Source organism: Microbacterium sp. 10M-3C3, from assembly GCF_003931875.1.
GTDB lineage: Bacteria > Actinomycetota > Actinomycetes > Actinomycetales > Microbacteriaceae > Microbacterium.
Genome location: NZ_CP034245.1, coordinates 547,814 through 569,294, shown reverse-complemented (window position 1 = coordinate 569,294; position 21,481 = coordinate 547,814). Strand labels below are relative to the sequence as shown.

Below are 21,481 nucleotides of genomic sequence, written 5' to 3'. Positions count from 1 at the left end.
GGTCGTTCAAACAAGGAGACACTGGACTCATGGAGCCGCGGGAATGACGGACGCACAGGACCGCAGCCGCATCCAGCTCAACCCCGGTCAACAGGTAATCCTGCAGTGGATCGTCGACGGCTGTCCGCCTGGTGTCTACCCGGACGATGAGTTCAGTCACCGCGTCTCGGCCCGCGCCCTGAAGAACCGCGGGCTGGTCGAGATCAGCGGCCACGGGAAGTCGTGGCGTGCCGTCCCGACGGAGCGCGGCCGCGTGTGGCCCGAGGCCACCGACGAAGACCGCCGGGAGCGTGAGCGCCTGGCACGTCCCACGCAGCAGGTGCTCGTCGAGCAAGGCTCCGCGAACGTGGAAGCGGGCGCGCTGGGTCGAGCGCTCAAACGAATGCCGCGTCCGAAGCCGACGCCCAAGAAGTTCCCCGTCAGGCAGGTCAACAAGCAGGAGACGCACATGAGATACAAGGTCGTGGTCACGCGCGTCCAGGTCGCTGAGAAGTGGGTGCGCGCCACCGACGAGGAAGACGCCGCCCGCAAAGTCCAGGAGGAGTTCGCCAAGCCCTACAGCTACTTCGGCAATTGGGAGACGAAGGCATCGGAGGTGGAGATCATCGAGGCGGAACAGACGACGGTGATCCACCCCAGCAAGCTCTCCGAATCCGGCCCGATGCTGCTCAGCTTGAAGGACGCGGCAGCGGCGCTGGGCATTCCCTACTCAGCGCTCTATGAGCTGACCAACCGGGGCGACATCGAGTACACGAAGATGGGCTCGAGGAAGTACATCCAGCGCGAATCTCTGATGAGCTTCATCGCGACGAACACGCACCGCGGCTACTCGCCGAGTTGATTCGAGTCCTGCTTCTCTGCCCCGGAGCGCCATCCGCCCGGCACGCTACGCTTGTAGCGCGTGCCTCTGTAGCTCAGTGGAAGAGCCACTCCGTCCTAAGGAGCGGGTCGGGAGTTCGAATCTCTCCAGGGGCACTTTTCCCTTCTGAACTGATATTCATCCGCGCAGTTCCGGCAGGCACTGATCGCGCGGCGGCGTTCAGTTCCGGTTCAGCCCGTGTCGAACCGAGTCGAGCGCAACCTTGAAGTGCCCCTCCGCCGCGTTGATATCTGCCTTGGGGGTCGAGGGGTCAAAGACTCGAAGTAGCGAGAAGCGGAAGCTGCGGGGATCAACCGTCTTCAGCTCCACGTTGCCGCCGTGCCCGTTGGTCGCGTAGGCGTGCCAGCGCTGCCGGATGCTCTCCTCGCCGTCTGCCTTCCCGACGTAGTGCCGACCGTCTCGGGTATCGGTGATGAGGTAGATCCCGAAGACCGAGGACAGCGCCGTGCGCCATGAGGCGTAGCGGTGCTCGCGCATGACGGCTTGGAGCTGGGGGTAGTTCAGCACGAGTCGGTCGAACCCGGGGAACGGAATCGGTTCGGCGTCCGCGATCCCTACCACCGAGTAGCTCGCCGCAGTCGTGGCGTTCATTTTCCACGTGCGCGGTGACCGCCAGCCCACGACCAGACGCCCGCGCAGGTCGGCCATGTGCTCGCTCTCGACGATGTCAAACGTGCGGATGATGCCGTTGTTGACGACCTCGCCGCGATTCTCTACCACCGCCCACAGGCGGGCTTGGTCGCCACCCTCCCGGATGAACACGACCCATGTGGCTGGGGGCGTGGCGGGAAAGCGGCGGGTGTCTGTGGACTGGCGCGCTGTGTACTCCAGAATCTCCGCGTGCGTTGAGTCGGCGTGCAGACCTATGAGGCCGCTCTCTTGGGATTCCTGTGCGAACGCGTGACGAATCACAAGTGCCTGTGCGGGGTCTATGCCTGCGTCGATCAGGAGCGGGCCGAGCGTCAGTGCCATGTGTTCATCATCGTGGTTTGCCGAGGTTCAGAGATGCTCGCTCCCAGGTGCGGCTATTCATCCTCTGCCGATTCGCGCTCGACTGCCCGCTCCCGCAGGACGCTCAAGATTTCGGGGCGATAGCGCTCCTGGATGCGGTGTTGGACGCCTCGCTGCATCTCCTTGATGAACTTCTCAATGGCCTCGGCGTGGCGGAACTCTCCGCCCGCGGCAAAGTACGCCGCAAGCCAGGTGTCAACGTCAAGCGGATACCCCGCTTCGGTGAAGACGCGCAGGAGCTGCACGACTGATGCCTTGCCGTTGCCTGACCCGAGCCCGTTGTACTGTTCTGAGACCCAGCAGCGCGCCGCTTCGACCTGCGCGGCATCCGGCGCGATGGCCGCCGCGGTGGGGTGCAGGTTGCTCGCGCCAACGCCGTCGAGCCAGGTGCGGATGGTGTCGCGGGGCGACCAGACGATCACGAACATGCGGTCGACGGCGTTCGCTTCGAAGGCCACTCGGACGAGATCGCAGTCCGCGTCCTTGTACGGGTGCAGCACGACGAGCGGCGCCGTGAGGCGGCGGTCCCCATCCGTCAGCGCCCGCAGCTCGCTGAGGTTGACTATGCGCCGATCAGCACTCGCCGGCGTGAGGTACTGCACGAACTCGCGGTCGGCACTGTTGGACGACTGGTACTTCTTCATATCCCACGTGGCGAAGACATACGGAGCATCGCCGAGCCAGCCGCGGATCACAGCGCTCTGGGGGATCATCGTGGTGCCATGCTGCGCCCAGTCTTCGCGCACCATGTAGGCGAGTTCGGTCATGCGCCAAGACTGCCGCAGACTCCGGACATCGGCCCCTTGTAGAAGCGTCGGGCGAGAAGGCAGTCGCAAGAAGCCCCGATGGCGAAGGCGTGGAACCGCTCGGAATCAGCGAAGGCCAGGAGGTGTCCCGTCGTGCACTGATCTCACCACGGCGGCAATCCCGCCGCGTGCTGCTGCGAGCGTCGCGATCGCGAGGAAAATCGAAGCGCCGGCCATGGCCACCCCATTGACGGTGTCGCCATTCGCGAAGCACACGATAGTCAGAGCCGCGGCCGCAAGCGTGACGATTCCAAGTGCGACACTGAGGATCTTCTTCTTCATGTGCTCCGTACTATGAGCGCCTGCCGCCGTTCCGTCAAGACATCATCGTGCTCACCAGAGGTCGCGCGTTGTGGAATGGACAACGGGCATTGACTTTTGAGACCGTTCGTTCATAATCGCTCATCCGCCTCGTCGGGCTGCGACGTCCAAGAGGACCCCATCCGGGGGTCGTCCGTCGCTTCCGATGAGGAGGCTCAGCATGGCTGAGAACGAACTGCCCGAGGTGCCGGCGACGGCTCTCGGGCCACTGCGGACGCTCGCCGTTCGCATCACCGACGGCTTGCGGGCCCAGCTGGACGTGATCGCCCAGCTCAACGACCGCACCGTCACCGAAGAGATCCGTCTTGCCCTGGAGTCCTGGATCGAGGCTTCCAAGTCCGATCCGAAGGTGCTCCAGCGCGCCGAGACGGTGCGAGCCGAGATCGAGCGCGAAGCGAAAACCAAGCAGAGCGCCATCGAGGCCATCTTCGGCGCCGCCGATTCCGGAGCAAAGGCTCCGCCGAGTCGCGGCAAGGCCGCTCCCGCGTAGGACGAGATTCGTCTGCGCTCGGTTGAGCGGCCAGCACTCCCTCCCCGCCACTGGGGGTCGGGAGAGGGGCGGCTGTCCCGGAGGTCGAGCGCAGGCGCGCTCCCTCCGGGCCGGTCGCCCGAAGCATCCCACCTCGTTGCTGCCCCGCGACTTGTCAGGGAACTCATGAGGGTTCTCGGTCGCGACAACAGTAAGGAGGTGGGAGGTGGTGCGAAGCATCGTCATCCCGCATGACATACGGCGACCCTCTCGCGTGTGCGAGCTGCCCGATCTAGGGGCGTTCCAGACCGCCGTTGACGGCAATCTGGAACCGCTCGAGATTCCTAGCCTCGACGTCACCGTCTACATGAATGAGGGCGCCCGTCGGGAGCACCAGCCGCTGAACGTCCGCGCGTCGGCGCTCTGGTGGTACTGCAGCGCAGTGCCCACCGAGTACCCGCTCATCCTCGGCGACGTCGTGCTGTCCGGCAACGGTCAGCACTTCGACGAAGACGGCGGTGACGTCCCGGTGTTCGTGGAACAGTTCCTCGGCGCGACCAGCATCCTCGTGCAGGCCACAAGACGAGGCGACCAGCGAACCTGGCTCGACACCATGGCGCGCTTCGACAACGTGTTCGATGCCGCCGTCTGGTGCTCGCTGTTTCGGGCGACCATGGGCGCGGCATCCCGCTTCCGCATTGTCGGAGAAGCCTCGGGCACCGACCTGCTCGCGAGCCTCAGTGCTTCGGGAGGTGAGCGGCTGTGGTGAGGGCGCTGCGCATCCCCGCCGACCAGGACGAGCCCATCTCTGGGCTCGAGGTCCACCAATTGGAGGACTACCAGGCCGCGGTGGGCGGCTGGATCGAGCCGGTGGACATCCCAGAGCTCGGGATCACGATCTACGTCCACGAGGAAGGCTTGGTGCTTGGGTTGCCGTTCAACCCCCGTACCACCTTCCTCTGGTGGTACTTCGTGCCCGAAACCCGCCAGAAGGCGATGCTGGTCGGCCCGGCGCTGATCGTCGGGCTGCCCGACGGAAACGGCGATAGCACGAGCATTCCGACCGACGTCGCTCCGCTCCTCACCGAACCGGGCAGATGGCGCGTCGAAGCGAAGGTCAAGGGCGAGGCGGACTGGATGCAGATCCCGGCCACCTATACCGACTACTTCGAAGCGCTCGTCTGGGCAATGGTCACGCTTGAACGATGGAGGCACGCAGAAGACGTACGCGTCGTTCCTGTGGGCAGCGGCATCACCATCCAGCCGGTCCGCGCCACCGACCCGGCCGACCTGGAACACCCGCCCGCCCCCTGACGGACTCAGGCGCAACCACCACGCGGCGGCGACTGCCCGGACCTTGAGCACCACGAGTACTCGGTCCGGCGCGGTCGCCGCCTCTTTCACGTCCGGTGCGCCGCCACCACGGCGCACTGTCCCATTGACAAAACAGGCCACAGCCGCGCGAACGCGGTGTCCGTCCGGGCCGCTACAGTGCGGAAGTGACCTCCAACAGGCAGCTCGTTCTCGATCTCACCGCAGCGGCCGACCACCTCGACTCCTTCGATTGTGCGCTGAACTACGACGAGTTCGTCGCCGAGCTTCTCGTCGCGGTGCCCGATCAGTCGAGCGATGTGCACTGGATGGCCGACAACCAGCTCGTCAACATCTTCTTCGCCCAGCGTCAGGCCGCCACCGCAGAACTCACGGGACGCATGCGGCAGTGGATTGCCGACTTCAGCCGCTGGACGATCGATGGACTGCGCGCTGACGGCTTTAAGGGCTTTGTCCGCTTCGCTGACCTGCCAGCAACAGATGTTCCCAAGGCAGGTGGCGTGTACCTCGTCGTGCGTTCCCGAGCTGACGTGCCACCGGAGTTTCAGGAGATCAGTCCCGCTGGGTGGTTCCAGCGCCGCGACCCATCCGTGCCGCTCGAGAAGCTGCAAAGCAAGTGGGTGCGCGGTGCCGAGGTCATCTACATCGGCGTGGCCACGCCTGGCACCAACGGCCGACGTGGGATCGCCAAACGCCTCGACGAGTTTCGTCGCCACGGCGCGGGGGAGCCGATCGGACATTGGGGCGGTCGCTACATCTGGTGCCTCGCGGACAGGGACGAGCTGCTCGTGGCATGGCGCGTCGAAGCGGAGGATCCCGGGGCAGTCGAGGCCGAGCTGACTCGCGAGTTCACCGCGCACTACGGCAGACTCCCATTCGCCAATTTGAAGCAGGAGCGGCGGCGCACGCAACCATGACCAATCGCTTCACGTTTGGCATAAGTAGGCACGGGGCGGCTCCGTGATTGGGCCACCTTTGCACCTTCCAGACCACCATGCGGCTCACTGACGTGCCTGGTGGTCGTGCCGCCGCGCGCCGCAGGTAATCGGCGCGCAGCACCCTGGCATTGAGGGGTCAATCGTCGGTATCGAACTCTCTGCGAGGTCCATACGGACGAGTGTCGCCAAGACGCTCTGGATAAACTCCTTCGCCACATGCCAGTCGGCGTACGGTGATGTCGTGCTCATCCAGTTCCCCGGCGACCCGCTCGAGTTCGCCACCAGGAACTGCCCCAGCTGCCTGTCGCCGCTGGAGGCGCGCTCCTTCGGCTGGTGGTGTCCTTCCTGCAGGGAGGCGACCGCTCCCGAGGTGAGCCCCGCGGTGTCTGACACGGGAGATAGCATCGAACATCTCTACGACGATGGGGATGATGATGCGAGTTCCGGTACGCGAGGACGTCCAACTCTGGTGTGAGGCTGGTGTACCCCGCCGGCTCGTCTGGCGCCAGGAACGCTGGCGTGTGATCGACGCCCCCAGTCTCCAAGCAGACGGGGACCTGTGGGATGCGTGGCGCTTCACGGCAAGGTCAGATCGAGATCATCGCACCGTCGTCGTCGACGTTGAGCGCGAGGGAGAACGCTGGCTGCTCGTTGCTGCCTGGGACTAACGGCCGGTGGGGCAGAACCGGCGCTAAGACCTCGTCGGGCGGGACATCGAGCGCGCGGACCGTGCCCGCGCGGAACGCGGCACCCCGCTTGGGCTCTCGATCGACGAGGTGCGCGCTACCGGCCGACGCCGTGATGCGCGCGAACCCATCCCCGTGACAGCGCGGCTCCAATTCCAAGTCGCAAATGTCGAGCCGAGAGCCATCGAGGTGGCGGCGATTGCCTGGACGGACGCCGCGGTGTTGGTGCGATGGATCGAGGACGACAGACAAGAGCACCACGCGTGGGTGTACGCCGGGGCAGTGCAGCGGCGCTGACGACCGGGACTATTCAGCCTCCAGCGTGGAATTGACCAGCTACGGCGCGAGCGACCAGTCGAATGGAGCTTCACCGCGGCTCATCAGGAACGCGTTGGCGTCGCGGAAGGGACGCGCATACTCGAAGAGCGGGAACTGATTCGCGCGCTTATTGCGCGGCGTGGGGTGCCCCGCTGCCTGTACCGCCGCAGGATCCTTGACGGCAGCGCGAAGGGCAACGGCCCGTCCCCCGAGGAGCACGACCGGAATCGGCTTACCCGTCGCGCTCACGGCCGCGAGCGCTGCGCGAAGCAGGGGCCGCCAAAGGCTGCACCGCATATCCAAGCTCGTGGCGCCGAGCGTGAGCGCCGCGTTGAGCAACAGCGCTCCGCGCTCGGCCCACTCCGTGAGGTCGCCGTGGCTGGGTGCAGCAAAGGCAGGGTCAGAGGACAGGTTGGCGTAAACGGCCTTCAACGCATCTCTAACGGCGCCGCGCGGTCCTGTGGAGAAGGCAACGCCGGTCGCGTCGGCTGCGCTGGGATATGGATCCTGGCCAACGACTACGACCCGGACGCGGTCGAGCGGTGTCAGCTCGAAGGCTCTGAACACAGCCGTCTCTGTGGGCCAGGTTGTGACTGGCGCCACGTATGCGCGGTCGACTATGTCGTCGATCACCTCGACGTCGAGCCCCTGCGCAGCGACGCCAGCGGCCCAGTCTGTTGGCAATGCGGTTCGCGACACGACCACCTCCTTCTCCAGGAACGCGTGCTCGATTTTCAGTGATGACGGAATGGGCCGCATGGCGGGCATGTCGATCGATGTCCGGCGTCGAAGTCAAGCAGTGGAGTCGGTCTCCAAGATGTCATAGATCTTCGCCAGCGTTCGGTCGTCTGCCTTGGCGAGAAGTGCGACGATGTAGCCAAGCTCGACAGCGCGGCTCTCAGAGGGCAGCTCTGCTTCCCGTCGGCGTACGGTCTCGCGCCGCTTCTCGGCCTCGGGGGACAAGTCAATGCCTCGGCGGCGCGCTTCGCGGACTCTGCTCACAAACTCCACGTTCATAGGTTCGTCACCATGTGGTGGCATGAGGATTAGGTCGGGACGGTCGCCCCCCGGCTGAAGGCGCCCCACATCGCCTTGGATCGAGTAGGTGTCAATGAACGCGCGCATCTGGCCCAGGGCTGGACTACGGCGTCCCAGTTCGATAAGACGCAGGTACTCGGCCGAGATGTCTAGCCTTGCCGCTGCCTCGCTCCGAGATAGACCGGCGAGTTCGCGAAACTCCGCGAGCATTCTGCCGAAGCTCTTGTTGTCCTGCTCGCGGTTGGGCCCGACGACCAGATCAACATATTGCGGATCCTCGTGCTCGGGCCGATCGTCGCTCATGGCGCCACTGTCGCTCATGGTGAAATCGTACCAACAACTCGAATAGTTGTCTAATGTTGCAGGTAGGTACTCGACGATCTATGCTTGCCGCGTAGGTTCCAACAAGAGGCAACTTTAGAGAGGAGTTGGAAGATGCAAGATATCGACTTCAACGAGGCGATCGCGACGATGCGTCGCGTCGCGTCATTGATGAATCCGGCCGTAGGTGACACTGCTGTCGTGCGCGGGGCCAAAGTTGGCTTCCGCATATCCGCGCTCATAATGCTGGCGACAGTCACGGTCGTCGCCGTGTCGCAGAGCGCACCCCCAGTCGCGCTGAGCTAGAGCTCTCCGGTCATCGGCAGGTCCTGGTGAGCGGTCGCATCCGTTGCGGCCGCGAAGCCGCTGCGAGGCACACTGCTGATCGCGGCCTCAGCGATACCGATGTACTGCGGCGAGACGTCGATCCCGATGAAACGACGCCCTAGTGCGCGGGCAGCAACGCCTGAGTTGCCGCTCCCGACAAACGGATCGAGCACCACGTCTTCCGTGTCAGTACTGAGGGCTATACACCGACCCGGGAGCGCTGTTGGAAACTGGGCGCCGTGCCCATTCTTACCGCTCGAAGTCGGCAGCACCCACACGTCCGCGAGCTTGTCCGACTCGAACCCGACGTTGCGACCACCGAGTGCGGGAGCGATACGGCGATACGCCTCGCGATCGAACTTTGGCGTGCGGGTCTTAGTCATGTGAATCACGAATTCAGAGCCGCGACTCACACGGGAGTTCTGCGGCTCAGGCATGCTGCTCGTCTTCGCCCAGGTGATAAGACTCTTCACGAAGAGTCCGATTCGGCTTGCCCGCTGCGCGATCTGAACGGGGATCATGCTTAGCTCGCCATCCTTGAGGTAGGAGTGTCCAGCGCTGTAGCGGCGGGCGGCATGGTCTGCCCAGGACTTGGAGTCCTTACCCTGCATCGCGCGGAGCGCCTCGGCCGCATTTCCTCGGATCTGCGTGCGGGTGTTGTACGAGTCCATGATGTTCCACCAGATGGAACCGTCGTCAGCGAGGACGTTGCGCAGCTGGAACAGGATCTGGACGGAGTGCCGAATGAAACCTTCAGGAGTCTGCTCGTGGCCGTAGGCGCATTCCTCTCCGTCGGCCCAGCGCACGAGTTTGGAGTCCTTGTAGATCCGAAGCCCCCAGTACGGCGTGGAGGTCACGACGCAGTTCACCGAGCCGGGCTCGAGTAGGTCCAGCGCCTCAGTGACGTTGCCTTCGATCAGAAGATGCGTGTCTGTGCGTTGGTAGTCGTTGCCCGGCTCTTCGCGCTCGGCCGTGAGGAAGTCGAGCACCTTGCTACGCGGCAGGAAGGTCTCACTGAACGCATCCTGGTCGAGCAGAGTGAGCACATCCTGGACGGTGAGGTGAGCGCGACGACCGAGGACCTTCGCGATGAAGGTGGGGGCCATACCGACGAGCGGTGCGACCTCCGCGATGCTGAACGTCTCCGCGCTGGACAACCACGCCGAACGATCGAGGGCGGCGACCGGGGTCTGGGGCTTGATATCGGGGAGTTGAACCCCCTGCTTCAGCGCTACAACGCGAGGTCGGTCTGGTGCCATGGTGTCCACCTTGCCATTACTTGTTGCCGGGATACGGACCCGGCGCCGTGTGGCGGGAATCAGGGCCGGGCCTATTGAACCTGGGGCCGCCGACACTCGCATCTCAACCCTAGAAGCACGGGCCTCCAGGCCATGTCGAGGGGCGCCGATAGGATCTGGTGTCATGAGTCAGGGGCGAAAGAAGAGGTGGGCGTCGCGATGACACGGGTCTCCGAGGAGGCGCTCGAAACCGCGCTGCACCAGCTCAGTGAGCATGTCCGTCGAACGGCCGACTCGAACTGGACTCAGGCGTTCCTCGCCGGGCGTCGCATCGCCGCCGCTCCCTATGACTCTTCGACGCGAGGTGCCGACCGAGCGGTGGCCGACCTGTTCACGCTCGTTCCGAACGTACGAACGGGCACGCTCAACCCATTCATCAATCTGAACTCAACGCAGCGTTGGCTCAAGAACGAACAGGCGGGTCGCTCGACGGTCTGGAACAAGGCGACGCGTGGCTACACACAGACGCTGCTCTTCAATGACGACGGGGCCGGCGGCGACCGCCACATCGGCAACGGGATCCGCGCTGACGCGATCGATGTGCTGCTCGATCAGTACCAGGCCCTCGGTGTCACTGGGCCGGCGGGACCGGCGCTTGCCGTGCTACTCACACGCGATGTCGAGTGGACAGCCGAGCCGTCGACCGTTGAGCTCCAGACCTCCGCAGCTGAGAAACTCGGACTGTCGCTCGATGAGTACGAGCGCTTCACCACCCCGACACCGCTTGGAGTCCCGATCCTCGGCGCTCCCGAGTGGTCGTCCACGCTCCTCGAGAGGTCCTCCTTTGGACCCCCTGCTGACGTACAGCCGGGCACTGCGGCCGTCCAGGGGCACGGCTACGAGGAAGCTCCGATCGAGCAGATCACATCGTTGATCGACGAGTTCAAGAAGTTCGCAACGGCATACGGGATCACCGCGAGTGACGCTGACATTCATGACCTCCTGGCGTCCACGCTCGGCAGCCAGTTCGTGCTCATGGCCGGCCCAAGCGGGAGTGGCAAGTCGCTGATCGCCTCGGCGCTCGCCGCCTTCTTCGCGAAGAAGGACCGGCGCACACGCCTTGAAGGCAGTCGATTCCTGGCGCGGCAGGAAGAGTTCCTCGGCTACTACTCGCATCTCGCTGGACAGCAGTTCATTGCGCAGTCACCCCTTCTGGATCTGCTTCCGCTCGGGTCAACCGATGAGCGCAAGGATGCGCCCGTCGTGATCATCGAGGAAGCGAACCTGTCTCCCATCGAGGGCTATCTGTCTGCCCTCGTGCATGGCCTGGGTGGCACGGAAGCCGGCACTCTCGATTTCCGACTGCACTCGCGGAGCGACGACGTATCAACGATGGACAACGGCGTCACCGTCCCCTCAAGGCTGACGCTCGCACCGTATCCGCGCTTCTTTGCGACGATCAATGTGGACGCCGACTCGCCGTCGCCCGCACGCAAGGTCGCGAGTCGTGCATGTGTGATCCTCACCGACACACCTTCCATCGAGGAGGCACGTGTGTCAGCAGACATCTTGTCGCAGCCGTCAATCGAAGAAGCGGACGGACCGGCGAGCACGATCCTCGGGAGACCGTCGTCGGCATTCGCTCGCTACAACGAATCGGGCTCCGACGTCTACGAAGAAGCGCTTCTTCGTAGGGGCAGGCAGCTCAGTGAGGTCATCGGAACTGAGGCGGTGAACTTCCGCTCCTATCAAAAGGCGCTCTTCTACATCGCCTGGTACGTGGAACTCGCCGGTGAGGACGAGACGCAGCCCGATAGCGTCGTCGTGGCCACGGCGGTTGACAACGCGATCCTCCACTTCGTGCTTCCGACATTGTCAGCACACCAGTTCGCCGCTGCTATCGAAGGTCTCCCTGACATCGCGCCGACAAGCGTCCTCGCGAGTCGCGTGGATCGTCTGAAGACTGCGCTACAGGGGCAGACTTTCGGCCCGTCTCCTGATTTCTGGGGAGCGCTGAGCTGACTCGTCTCGACTACCTCCGAAATGGGCGCGTGATCGTCAGTGCGCGGGTCGAAGGTCGCCCACTGACACCCGCGCTTCCCTATGGGCTGGCAATTGAGGCATATGGCGACGACCTGCAGATCGTTGAGCCGGCGGATCGATCTTTCGCGGGGCGTTTGGTTCTCCCTTTCCTCGCCGGACGGGAACTGCGAATGTTCGACCTCGATGTGCCGTCGAGCGGCAACTTCACCGTGCTGGATCTCGAGAAGCTGTGGGAGGCGGGCCGCGACCTTGCGAGCTGGCGGTCTCGCCTCGCGCTCACAAGCCTTGAGGACGCGTACGCAGAACCAGAGGCGATCGGGCGCGCCCGGGTCCTCGCCGATTGGCATGCGCTTGAGTTGTGCGCGTTCGAGGCGAAGCGGCTGCTGAATAGTTGGCCGATGAGAATCGGGCGTGAGCTTCGCTGGGTGCCCGTAGGAATCGGTGGCGGTTTCGAAGACCTGGGATACACAGAGCGTGAGGTCGCTCGCGTTGGCTACCTGTCCCAGCACGAGGGGAACACTGCGGTGACGCGCTCCGCCCGCTGGTTTGGTCGGGGTGAGCGCATCACGCTTTCGGCGGTATCTTCGTTGGCCCTTGAGGTTACGAACCTCGTGCAGACCACGCTGGGCGACGCAGATCGGCAGGCACTGAGCCGGATTACGGGACCGATCAATCACGTCGGTCTACTCGCGGCCGCCCCTCCGCATCAGGCGGATCCGGATCCTTCATCCTGGCCCCCTGCGTTCACGCGATTTGCGGCGGCGTGCATGCGGGTGCTCACCGAGCTCCTCGCGCGGCAGCGCGGTGACCAGGCGGTGCCGCTATTGGACACGGACGAATTGTTTGAGGCATGGCTCGCCGTTACCGTGCGGGATCGTGTGAGTGAGCGCCTGGAGTTGGCGACGTCGGTTAGTGAGGGGGCGATCGCGTCATGGGAGACCGACGCAATGACGATCGACCTTCGTGTAAAGCCTGCCGTGGGGCGTTCGACAGACATCGCCCAGGACACGTTCCGAGCGCTGGTCGCCAGCACATTGCTTCCAGATGTTGTCCTCACGGCCACTCGCGGAGACTTCACGGAAGTAGCCGTGCTCGATGCCAAGGCGTGGGCGAAGATGCTCCCAGAAGACGTGCTTTCCGAGAGCGCCAAGTATCTCTACGGGATCCGGCGAGTGGGAAGCGACCGAGTGCCGGCTATCACTTCCGTGCACATCGTGAGCTGCGCGGCACGTCCCCAGCTCCCATCTGCGGCTGACGCCAAGATTAGCTTCGTCCACGCTACGCCCACTGCTGGAGAAGCAGACATGAAGAGCGCAGTAGAGGATGTGCTGGCGGCCCTAGCTTCTGCCATCGAGCGACGAGAACAGGAGGCGTCGCTCCTCACCTGAGCGCGAACAACATGCCTCGCCCCGCTCGCTGGATCGGCACGCTTCGCGCATCGATCGACGAAGCCACGCTGGCGGTGCGTCTTTACAACGACTCCGGTCAGAGCAGAGCGTTCGAGGGATTCGTCGTCCACATGCACCTTGCGTGGCTGTACTTGCTGCAGGCGCGCTTCGCTCGTGACGGCATTGACTATCGCTACAGGCGGCAGGACGACCCGCGTCGATTCGTTGTGATCGATGGTGAGCACAAGCGTTGGGAGCTTGCCAAGTGCGTCGCGGAGCGGTGGACGAACGCCGACGATCCCGTCCGTCGAAATCTCGAGTTCTTCATCGCGCTCCGCAATCGAGTGGAGCATCGACATGCCTCGACGGATCGCGACCTGGGTCTCACTGTCAGCGGTCACGCCCAAGCCTTCTTGCTGAACTTTGAGGACGAGCTTGTCAGCACCTTCGGCGCCAAGTACTCGCTGGCGGAGATTCTGCGATTTCCGGTGTTCGTCGGCACGTTCACTACCGAGGGTGAGCAAGCGTTGCTGAAGCTGCGTAATCGCCTGCCCGCGGATCTGAAGAGATTCATCGCTCAGTACCACTCCGGCCTACCCGAAGCGACGGCAGCGGATTCTCGATTCGAGCTTCGTCTGCGAGTCGTCCTGGAAATGGCTTCTCGCGATGACGATGCCATGTCGATGCAGTTCACCCGCTGGGATGACATGACCGAAGAGGAGCGTTCGGCCGTAGCCGAGATGGGTCGCCGTGGACAAACCATCGTCCGGGAGCAGAGCCGTCCCGTTGTAGGGCACGGGCTGCTTCGTCCTCGTGAGGCGGAACTCAAGGTCGCGGCTGCGATTCCGTACCGCTTTACGAGCCACCACTTCCTCCGTGCCTGGCAGATCAAGGAGATTCGCCCTGTGAACGGCAGCGACAAGCCCGAGCGCACGGATGAGAAGTACTGCATGTACGACGCACTGGGTCGCGGCTACGGGTACACCGAGGCTTGGGTGAAGTACCTCATCAAGCAGTGCGCAACCGCAGAGGGGTTCCAGGCCGTCACTGGTCGGGCCGCAGAAGCCAAGGAGGCGTCCGCGGCGCAGTAGCCACGACTGCTGGTGCGCATCGCCCAGACTGAGCCGACCGGTCGATCCGGCAGTATGGAAGCCATGGATGGCGGACTGTTTGATCTCGATGACGTGGTGCCCACGGAAGAGCAAGCGGCACCGACGCCGATGACCGCGCTTCAACGGCAGACGATCCGCGAGCTGTTCGCGCAGGTCGGCGTCGTTGATGCCCACGCGCAGTTCGACATTGTCGCTGAGCTGACCGGTGTCCGCATCACCTCCGTCGCGCAGCTTGAAGTCGGTCAGGCAAACGTGTTGATCCAGATGCTTCGCGGTCGGGCGGCGCGGTCGGGCCATGTCAACACTGGCAACGCCTGGGCCGACCGCGAAGAAGACACCTGGATCGATCGTCTGTAGGAACCTGTCGGACGCGAGCGTGCTCGATAGGCTCAGGCGGAGAACGGCTGGCGGTCGGGGCGGTTCCACTCGTTGGTCTGTGGGTATGTGAAAGGCAGCGCCGATGCACCTCCTCTACGTTGTCGACTTCGACGTCGAATCAGTACGCGAGGGCGAGTCCGCCTTCGAGCTGCTACTTGAGCATGTCGCGGAATGGCTGAACCGAGGGTCGGATGTTGTCGTCCTCCCGTCTGATCTGCTCGAGTCGGGGAGGGCGACGCTACCCCCGATCGAGTTGAGAGATTTGGTCGTATCGGACCGCGTCGCGGTATGGGAGTCGATCGCCGTCGGTGCAGATCGCGCGCTGAGGGTGTCGGTACAGCAGACGCTCGAGTCCGGAGTCGAACTCACTACCCGCGTCACCGCTAGCGAAGTTTCTGGTGGCGTGAGCTTCCGTGTCGGTATCAGCAGAGAGTATCTCGGTGGAGCGCTGACACCGGTTCGAAGCACGAGCGTCTTCCAGCCGGGCATCGTGGGGTCAGTTGCACGGGACGAGACGCTACGTCTCAGTATCGGTGGGCAGCATGTCGATGAACGCTTCCACATGGTGCGGGATGCGGACGAGGTCGGAGCGCTGGTGGCCGCGCTGAAGTCGCCGTCACGCCTGCCGATCCTGTTGGTGCACAGTAGGTCGACCGAGATCCGAGACGCCGCCTTCGTTGCGGCCAGCAAGCTCATCGGCCTCGCAAGGGTCGTCACGCTCACCTACTCGGCTCGCGAGACACTCCAAGCCGCCATCGCCGGACTTCAGATTCCCTTCGGTGGCGCCCGACTCGTATGGTCCGATCTTGCGGCGCCCGGCATCGACGTGACGGCGGCGCAGGTAGAGGCTGCCGCGGACCGTGAGGTGCTCCGTAACCGTCTGATGCCGAGACTCGCTCCCATCGCGGCGCTCACCCGCGGCGTTGACGAGGGCTGGCGCCGTGCTCGTCAAAAGGTCCAGCGAGCCGCGCGTGCTGATGCGGATGCGCGCGTTCGTCTTGCTCAGGAAGCAGCCGATATTGGCGCTGAGCGAGATGCGTTGCTCGCGCAGGTGGCGGTCTTGGACGCCGATCTCAACGAAGCCCAGGAGCTGGCGGAGTCATACGCTCACGACGTCGAAACCCTAAAAGCGCGAGCCGATATAGCTGAAGACCTGCAGGCGCAGGTGGACTACTGGAAGGGGCAGTACCTCGCGCAGTACGAGCCTGTGGAGGAAGCCGAGACAGACCCCTGGGAAAAGATTCCTCCTTTGGTGGAGTCGTCTGACCCCACCGACACGTTCTTGGGGCTCACCGACGCAAGCGGCTCCTGCATCGTGTTCACCGAGACTGCAGAACGCTCCTGGAAGAAGATCGCGTACCCCGATCCCACCGACATGACTGAGGCGCTGACCACCTTGGCGCGGGCGGCGCAGAAGCTCTATAGCGATGATCCAGGCTCAATCGGACACATCGACGACTGGTTCAAGCAGAACTTCGGCCTCAACGTCTCGACGGCCGACGACACGATCGAGAAGAACAAGTCGCTGCGCTACTTTGACTTTGACGGAAAGCGACGCGACCAGGTGCCCCACGTCAAGGTGCGCGACGCAGTCAAGCCGAACGAGGTCGGGCGAATCCACTTCGCGTTCGATAAGGACGGACGACGGTTGATCGTGAACCACGTAGCGCTCAAGCTCTACGGAATCTAGCGGCGTAGTAGGAAGCTTCCTGAGCCCTCAGCCAGGGATGCTTAGAGCCGCGCGGAACGCGTCCTCGGCGAACGTGGAGGCAATCTGATCGATCCCCACGCCGGCATCCGCCAAGAACGTGGCAAGTTGCAGACCATTCATAGCGACGATCCCGGTCTTGTCGAGCAACAGAAGGGCGCCACTCGAGAAGGTGCCAGTCGTGAAAAGCAGCTGGATCGTCGCGTCGAATGGGCGTAGATGAAGTCCCTGCCATATGTGGATGGCGCCGCCCGTTCGCGCGAGTTCGACGGAACCAACGAGTTCGCGGATGTGAGCCGTCTGGATGGGACGGTCTGGATAGTGCTTGGCTTGGCCGACCAGCCACAGTCCGACCCTGCTGTCGATGCCGCCATACGGCGAGCTATTGTCGAGCCGACCCTTCAGCTCAAGCCGTCCGTAGAAGTCGATGCCGCCATCGTCGCGCCTCGGCGATGTCTGGGGCTCGACACATCCCATGAGCTGAAGTATCGCTGTGCAGGCATGCTCGAATTGCGTTGGGGATAGCACCCGCAGCGCCGAGTGGATTGCGGAGATGTGCAGTCGATTTGATCGGATCCTCCGCTCTTCCGCGGACAAAGTGAGATCTACTGCAGACGAGCCGCGCACATACTCATCTTCGCTGCCGTAGATCTCGAGCGTCCACGCCTCACCCGCGTTGGAAGCGAGCGTCTGCGCGTCGATGATCAGAACGCGGACTTGTTCGACGAGCGTCTCGGCGAGCTCAGCAGCCCCGTCCAGATCAGGAGCATGTCCAGCTTGCAGCAACTCTGTTGCAATTAGGTCATGGAGCAGTCGAGGGGCGTCGTTTGGTGTCGCCGATTGTGTGATGAGCGCAAAGACTCGCTGGGCACTAGGCCTCGTCACTAGCTTCATCGTCCTGTGAGACCGCGTGAGCCTTGATGATCCATGCGGCTCTGCGCCGGAGGCTCTCGAGGACAGCCAAGGAGTCGGAATCCAGGGACTCGATAGTGTCAGAGCCCATTTCGTTCAGCGAGGACAGTGCAGACTTCGCGTTAGGCAGCCACCGAGCGGAACGAGCGTCTGCCCGGACGATCGCGAGCGCATCACTAAAGCTTTGGTCGTCGTCCTTGAGCGCGATGAGAGCGTCTTCGTTCTCCAGGATGAGCTTCAGCTCACGGATCTCGCTGTAGCTGCGGATCTTTGGTCCGTCATCGCCTCTAGTGAGCCAGCCGTAGAACAACTCCCTGGTGTCATCGTTGTTGAACTTTCGGTCTGTCTGTGACCACCCGAGCCACTCGCGGACGAGCGGCTGGCCGACTGTCTCGTGGAAGATCGGATACATCTCCGGCGTAACGAACTCGCCGTGTTCTTCGTCCTCCATCATCTGCGTGAGCGCTGAGAAGGCTCGGTTCCTCCGATTCACCTCATTGACGGTGAGCCCGAGTCGAGAGGCAACCTCCCGCGCTGTCAGATCGGGCTTGCTCATCAATCGATGCACCAGAAGCGCGCTTTGGTACCCGCCCCACTCCTTGGGTCCGCCGACATGTCGAATACCCATGATCGCAAGAAGATCGTCTTCGGAAGCTTCCGTTGCGAGGAGCACAGGCACGCCTTCGAAGACCTCCTTTACACGCTCATCGAGGTCGACGCCGCCTGCGTGGTCGCGCTCGAGAAGCTTCAGTGCGGCAGTACGTCGGTTGCCCTCAACAACGACGTAGCCGCCCTCATCGCCGTCGAGTGCGCGGACGACGATGCGCTCGACCGGGACAAACCCGTTCTCGGCAATCGACAGCTTGAGCTCTGAAACGCCATCCGCTTTGACACGTTCCAGGGCAGCCGCCTGCACCTTCTCTTCGGCGATGCGGGCCTCGGCTACAAGAGCGACGGTCCCGGGCGCGGTGAACCGAAAGTTGTTCGGGTCCAGCAGGAGGCTCTCGAGCGGAACTGTCGTCGCGTCAAAGTTCACCATGTGGTCATCGTATTGGAGGCGATTGGCATGCTCCGCGTCGGCCGCATCCGCTGGCCAGCTACCCGTTCCAGTTCGGGGGCTACTGAGTTTGCAATGGCCGCGGTGTCGCCAAAGTCATCGCTTTCGGAGTTGGACCTGGGCAGCGAGCAACGCCTTCTTGATCGTCTTGTCGTTGAAGCCGAACTTCAGTGAAAGCTTCCGAAGTGATTCACCTGATTCGTACAGCTGTCTGGCCTCATCGACCTCGCACGCGGACATACCTCGCGGCCGCCGCTCGACACCCAGACGTTTTAACCGGTGATGGATCGTCCATTCGGTCGTCCCGATCTCCCGGGCGATGTCGGCCACACGCATCCCACCCTCGTAGAGCTTGACGATCTCCTCGTTCTGGCTCATCGTCAGGCGCGGAACAGCACGGTCTGGCGGCGAGTAGGTTCGCTCGACCCGTTCCCCAGCCGCACGGCTACAGAGGTCGCGCAGCGTTGCTACCTCTGGAGCAAAGTTCAAGTAGCGTCCCAGCAGGCGCGCACTGTGTTGAGACAGTGAAGAGAAGGCTCCGCTTCGGCGGGGCCTTTTCTGTGTCGGCGGGGCCCGTGGCGCAGGGACGTCAGTGGGCCGCATCCGACGGCGTGCGGCGGAAGACGCGCGTCACACCCACGACGACCGCGACGATGAGCAGGCCGTAGACGAGCCCGCCGACGGCCGACATCGCGGTGTCGGCGAGCCACACGACGACCGGGCCCGCCGCCTCGATGGCGTGCGTCACGACGTGCACGACGTCTTCCGGGCCGTGCCAGAACGTCTCGGCGAGGTTCGCGATCACGAGGTGGCCGCCGACCCACAGCATCGCGACGGTGCCGACGACACTGATGACGCGGAAGACCGCCGGCATCGCCGCGACGACGCGCGCCCCGAATCGGCGCACGCCTCGGGACTCGCTCTTCATGAGCCGCAGCCCGACGTCGTCGAGCTTCACCAACAGTGCGACGGCGCCGTACACGAGTCCCGTCATGACGAGACCGATGACGAGGAGCACGGCGAGCGTCATCCAGATCGACAGACCGGGGTCCAGGCTCGAGAGGGCGATGAGCATGATCTCGGTGCTGAGGATCAGGTCGGTGCGCACCGCGCCCCACACCAGCCGCTTCTCGTCGCGCGCCTCCTCCTCGCCGTGCTCGTGGGAGACGCCGAACCACTCGAGCACCTTCTCGGCGCCCTCGTAGCAGAGGAACGAGCCGCCGATGATGAGGAGGTAGGGCAGGACCCACGGCGCGAACGCGGTGAGAAGCAGCGCGATCGGAATGATGATCACGAACTTGTTCACGAGGCTGCCGAGCGCGATCTTCCACACCACGGGCAGCTCGCGCGCCGGGGTGATCCCCTGCACGTACTGCGGGGTCACGGCGGCGTCGTCGATGACGACACCGGCTGTCTTCGCGCTCGCCTTCACCGCGGCGGTCAGGATGTCATCGACGACGGCGAGCAGCCCGACCGACATGTGCGATCCCCCTCGGATGCAGCGGATGCCCGCGCAGCCGCGGGCACGTCCACGCTAGCGGCCCGCGCGTCAGTCGTCGTTCACGGCAGCCTCGCGCCGGCGCTTGGCGTGCGACGCCAGGCGCGCGAGGTCGACCATGCGCAGCGCGTCCATACGGGCTTTGCGCATGCGCTCGTAGTCGGGATCGGCGTCGTAGTTGGCGCCTTCGACCGCCAGTCGGCGCTGCAGGTTCGCCTCCACATCGCCCCACGCGGCGTTGCGCGCCGCATCCACGAGGTCGGCGATGCGGTCGGGATCGTCGGCCCACGCGCGCAGCTCCTTCGCGACCCCCGCGTACTGCTTGCCGCGGCGGCGGAGGTTCCGCGTGTCGCGGTCGCGGTAGTCATGCGTGCCGCTCGAGGTCGAGTACTTGCCGAAGGCGCGGCGCCGCAGCGCCTTCATGCGCGCCGCCGCGCGCTCCTGCTCGTCGGCGAGGTCGAGGATCGTCTCGCGGGCGAATCGGCTGACCGCGGCGCGGTCGAAGTCGGCCCCCTCGGCGATCGTCTCCACCAGGATGCGGTTGCGCACCGCGAGACGCGCCGCCGCGGCGGCGATCGACACGCCCTCCGCGATCGCGTCCGCCGTCCGTCCCACGCCGCACCTCCTCGCCTCCGAGGCTAGCGTTTCGGATGCGGCGGCCGCGCCGCGCCCGGGGACTCAGCCGGCCAGCTTGGCGACGACGGCCGCGATCCGGCGCTCGCGGGTCTCAGGGGTCTTCGCGCCCTCGACGTTCGTGACGTGGGCCTTCGCGGCGCTCGGCGACAGCGCGTCGAACGCGGCGCGAGCGTCGGCGGCGGCGAGCGCCTCCGCGAGGTCGGCGGGCACCTCGACGGTGCGCGGCGCGCTGTCGAGCTCGACGGACACGACGATCTCCTCGCCGCCGCGCAGCCCGGTCGCGGCGCGCTTGTCGGAGCTGAACGGAATGAGCGACAGTCCGTTCATGACCCCGACCGTCGACCGGTAGGTGAAGTCGCCGACCGTGACGACGACGGGCGGGCGCTTGCCGGCGCCGAGGGATTCCAGCACCTCCGCGGGCACCTCGATGCCGGTGTTGTTGCCGAACTGACGCAGGACGGTCGTGTACTCCACGCGCCCAGTGTGGCACGCCTGCGCATACCGCGCTCGCGCGCGAACGCGCAAGCCCGTGCCCCCCCGCGGCTCAGCGAACCTACCGTCGGTCTCACAGCGAATTCCAATCCGAAACGCGCACCGAATCGAACGACCCCCTGACGCGGTACCGCCGCGTCTCGACAGAAAGGTCCTGCCATGGGCTCGTCACCGAACCGCATCGTCGCCGTCATCTTCGGCGCCGTCTACCTCCTCGTCGGCCTCCTCGGCTTCACCGTCACCGGCGGCGTCGCCTTCGCCGGCGAACAGGGCGGCCTCCTCCTGGGCATCTTCCAGGTGAACCCGCTCCACAACATCGCGCACCTCCTGATCGGCGCGGCACTGCTGATCGCCGGCATCGCGGGCGTCCGTGCGGCCAAGAGCGTCAACGTCCTCGTCGGCGCGGTGTACCTGCTGCTCGGCATCGTGGGCTTCTTCCTCGCCGGCCCGGCGAACTTCCTCGCCCTGAACGCCGCCGACCACTTCCTTCACCTCGCCAGCGCGGTCGTGCTTCTGGGGGTCGGCCTCGCCGCCGACAAGAACGTCCGTCGCACCGCGGCGGTCTGAGCACC

25 protein-coding genes and 1 tRNA gene are annotated in these 21,481 nt (G+C 64.5%); 13 read left to right on the top strand and 13 right to left on the bottom strand.

Translation table 11 applies throughout. The features are described from left to right. The first annotated feature begins 43 nt into the window (after positions 1-43). Positions 44-841 carry a helix-turn-helix domain-containing protein gene (locus EI169_RS02675; protein WP_125130754.1) on the top strand — a complete coding sequence of 266 codons (798 nt, stop codon included), beginning with the start codon at positions 44-46 and terminating at the stop codon, positions 839-841. Between the two features lie 62 nt (positions 842-903). After that, a tRNA-Arg gene (locus EI169_RS02670) sits at positions 904-975 on the top strand. 64 nt (positions 976-1,039) lie between these two features. On the opposite strand, the gene EI169_RS02665 is transcribed toward EI169_RS02670, so the two are convergent. From EI169_RS02665 to EI169_RS02655, 3 genes are all read right to left on the bottom strand, one after another. Beyond that, positions 1,040-1,852, bottom strand: coding sequence for a GIY-YIG nuclease family protein (locus EI169_RS02665; protein WP_125130752.1), 813 nt, complete (start codon positions 1,850-1,852; stop codon positions 1,040-1,042). 53 nt (positions 1,853-1,905) lie between these two features. Beyond that, complete coding sequence (locus EI169_RS02660; protein WP_125130750.1) at positions 1,906-2,658, bottom strand: hypothetical protein; 753 nt, start codon at positions 2,656-2,658, stop codon at positions 1,906-1,908. A gap of 105 nt (positions 2,659-2,763) precedes the next feature. After that, positions 2,764-2,979 (bottom strand): hypothetical protein, encoded by a 216-nt coding sequence (locus tag EI169_RS02655; protein ID WP_125130748.1) that lies wholly within the window; start codon positions 2,977-2,979, stop codon positions 2,764-2,766. A gap of 199 nt (positions 2,980-3,178) precedes the next feature. Here EI169_RS02655 and EI169_RS02650 point away from each other — a divergent pair, with 199 nt between their 5' ends. The 4 genes from EI169_RS02650 (at position 3,179) to EI169_RS02635 (ending at position 5,736) form a co-directional block, all read left to right on the top strand. Continuing rightward, positions 3,179-3,508 (top strand): hypothetical protein, encoded by a 330-nt coding sequence (locus tag EI169_RS02650; RefSeq protein WP_125130746.1) that lies wholly within the window; start codon positions 3,179-3,181, stop codon positions 3,506-3,508. A 205-nt stretch (positions 3,509-3,713) separates the two neighbouring features. Beyond that, positions 3,714-4,256, top strand: a complete 543-nt coding sequence (locus EI169_RS02645; protein ID WP_125130745.1) for a hypothetical protein — start codon at positions 3,714-3,716, stop codon at positions 4,254-4,256. Continuing rightward, a complete protein-coding gene (locus EI169_RS02640) occupies positions 4,250-4,801 on the top strand; it encodes a DUF3846 domain-containing protein (RefSeq protein WP_125130743.1) in 552 nt (183 codons plus the stop codon). The genes EI169_RS02645 and EI169_RS02640 overlap by 7 nt, the downstream gene beginning before the upstream one ends. Before the next feature lie 185 nt (positions 4,802-4,986). Then, positions 4,987-5,736 carry a hypothetical protein gene (locus EI169_RS02635; RefSeq protein ID WP_240640570.1) on the top strand — a complete coding sequence of 250 codons (750 nt, stop codon included), beginning with the start codon at positions 4,987-4,989 and terminating at the stop codon, positions 5,734-5,736. Between the two features lie 608 nt (positions 5,737-6,344). On the opposite strand, the gene EI169_RS02630 is transcribed toward EI169_RS02635, so the two are convergent. The 3 genes from EI169_RS02630 to EI169_RS02620 all read right to left on the bottom strand — a co-directional run bounded on the left by EI169_RS02630 (position 6,345) and on the right by EI169_RS02620 (position 8,120). Beyond that, positions 6,345-6,602: a hypothetical protein gene (locus EI169_RS02630; protein WP_125130741.1), complete on the bottom strand. Its 258-nt coding sequence runs from the start codon at positions 6,600-6,602 to the stop codon at positions 6,345-6,347. 177 nt (positions 6,603-6,779) lie between these two features. Continuing rightward, positions 6,780-7,529 carry a uracil-DNA glycosylase family protein gene (locus tag EI169_RS02625; protein ID WP_125130739.1) on the bottom strand — a complete coding sequence of 250 codons (750 nt, stop codon included), beginning with the start codon at positions 7,527-7,529 and terminating at the stop codon, positions 6,780-6,782. 24 nt (positions 7,530-7,553) lie between these two features. Further along, positions 7,554-8,120, bottom strand: coding sequence for a helix-turn-helix transcriptional regulator (locus EI169_RS02620; RefSeq protein WP_125130738.1), 567 nt, complete (start codon positions 8,118-8,120; stop codon positions 7,554-7,556). 114 nt (positions 8,121-8,234) lie between these two features. Here EI169_RS02620 and EI169_RS02615 point away from each other — a divergent pair, with 114 nt between their 5' ends. Continuing rightward, positions 8,235-8,426, top strand: coding sequence for a hypothetical protein (locus EI169_RS02615; RefSeq protein ID WP_125130736.1), 192 nt, complete (start codon positions 8,235-8,237; stop codon positions 8,424-8,426). Here the strand turns inward: EI169_RS02615 and EI169_RS02610 are convergent. Beyond that, positions 8,423-9,706, bottom strand: a complete 1,284-nt coding sequence (locus tag EI169_RS02610; protein ID WP_125130734.1) for a site-specific DNA-methyltransferase — start codon at positions 9,704-9,706, stop codon at positions 8,423-8,425. The genes EI169_RS02615 and EI169_RS02610 overlap by 4 nt on opposite strands. Before the next feature lie 186 nt (positions 9,707-9,892). Here EI169_RS02610 and EI169_RS02605 point away from each other — a divergent pair, with 186 nt between their 5' ends. The 5 genes from EI169_RS02605 (at position 9,893) to EI169_RS02585 (ending at position 16,296) form a co-directional block, all read left to right on the top strand. Then, a complete protein-coding gene (locus EI169_RS02605) occupies positions 9,893-11,707 on the top strand; it encodes an ATP-binding protein (RefSeq protein WP_125130732.1) in 1,815 nt (604 codons plus the stop codon). 29 nt (positions 11,708-11,736) lie between these two features. Continuing rightward, positions 11,737-13,116 carry a hypothetical protein gene (locus EI169_RS02600; RefSeq protein WP_125130730.1) on the top strand — a complete coding sequence of 460 codons (1,380 nt, stop codon included), beginning with the start codon at positions 11,737-11,739 and terminating at the stop codon, positions 13,114-13,116. Between the two features lie 11 nt (positions 13,117-13,127). Continuing rightward, a complete protein-coding gene (locus EI169_RS02595) occupies positions 13,128-14,207 on the top strand; it encodes a DUF3644 domain-containing protein (protein ID WP_125130728.1) in 1,080 nt (359 codons plus the stop codon). A 12-nt stretch (positions 14,208-14,219) separates the two neighbouring features. Continuing rightward, the gene (locus tag EI169_RS02590; RefSeq protein WP_125130726.1) at positions 14,220-14,585 is read left to right on the top strand and encodes a hypothetical protein; all 366 of its coding nucleotides are present in this window, start codon (positions 14,220-14,222) and stop codon (positions 14,583-14,585) included. A 103-nt stretch (positions 14,586-14,688) separates the two neighbouring features. After that, the gene (locus EI169_RS02585) at positions 14,689-16,296 is read left to right on the top strand and encodes a hypothetical protein (protein WP_125130724.1); all 1,608 of its coding nucleotides are present in this window, start codon (positions 14,689-14,691) and stop codon (positions 16,294-16,296) included. Positions 16,297-16,323: 27 nt separating this feature from the next. Here EI169_RS02585 and EI169_RS02580 read toward each other — a convergent pair whose 3' ends face one another. The 6 genes from EI169_RS02580 to EI169_RS02555 form a co-directional block, all read right to left on the bottom strand. Beyond that, positions 16,324-17,100, bottom strand: coding sequence for a restriction endonuclease (locus EI169_RS02580; protein WP_164515409.1), 777 nt, complete (start codon positions 17,098-17,100; stop codon positions 16,324-16,326). A gap of 85 nt (positions 17,101-17,185) precedes the next feature. Then, positions 17,186-18,265 (bottom strand): ParB/RepB/Spo0J family partition protein, encoded by a 1,080-nt coding sequence (locus EI169_RS02575; RefSeq protein ID WP_125130720.1) that lies wholly within the window; start codon positions 18,263-18,265, stop codon positions 17,186-17,188. A gap of 114 nt (positions 18,266-18,379) precedes the next feature. Beyond that, positions 18,380-18,661, bottom strand: a complete 282-nt coding sequence (locus EI169_RS16495) for a hypothetical protein (RefSeq protein ID WP_164515408.1) — start codon at positions 18,659-18,661, stop codon at positions 18,380-18,382. 211 nt (positions 18,662-18,872) lie between these two features. Further along, positions 18,873-19,763: a DUF808 domain-containing protein gene (locus EI169_RS02565; RefSeq protein WP_125130716.1), complete on the bottom strand. Its 891-nt coding sequence runs from the start codon at positions 19,761-19,763 to the stop codon at positions 18,873-18,875. 69 nt (positions 19,764-19,832) lie between these two features. Further along, a complete protein-coding gene (locus EI169_RS02560) occupies positions 19,833-20,396 on the bottom strand; it encodes an asparagine synthase (protein ID WP_125130714.1) in 564 nt (187 codons plus the stop codon). A 63-nt stretch (positions 20,397-20,459) separates the two neighbouring features. After that, positions 20,460-20,891 (bottom strand): YdeI/OmpD-associated family protein, encoded by a 432-nt coding sequence (locus EI169_RS02555; protein WP_125130712.1) that lies wholly within the window; start codon positions 20,889-20,891, stop codon positions 20,460-20,462. Positions 20,892-21,068: 177 nt separating this feature from the next. On the opposite strand from EI169_RS02555, the gene EI169_RS02550 reads away from it, so the two are divergent. Further along, positions 21,069-21,476, top strand: a complete 408-nt coding sequence (locus EI169_RS02550) for a DUF4383 domain-containing protein (RefSeq protein WP_125130710.1) — start codon at positions 21,069-21,071, stop codon at positions 21,474-21,476. Positions 21,477-21,481: the final 5 nt, after the last annotated feature.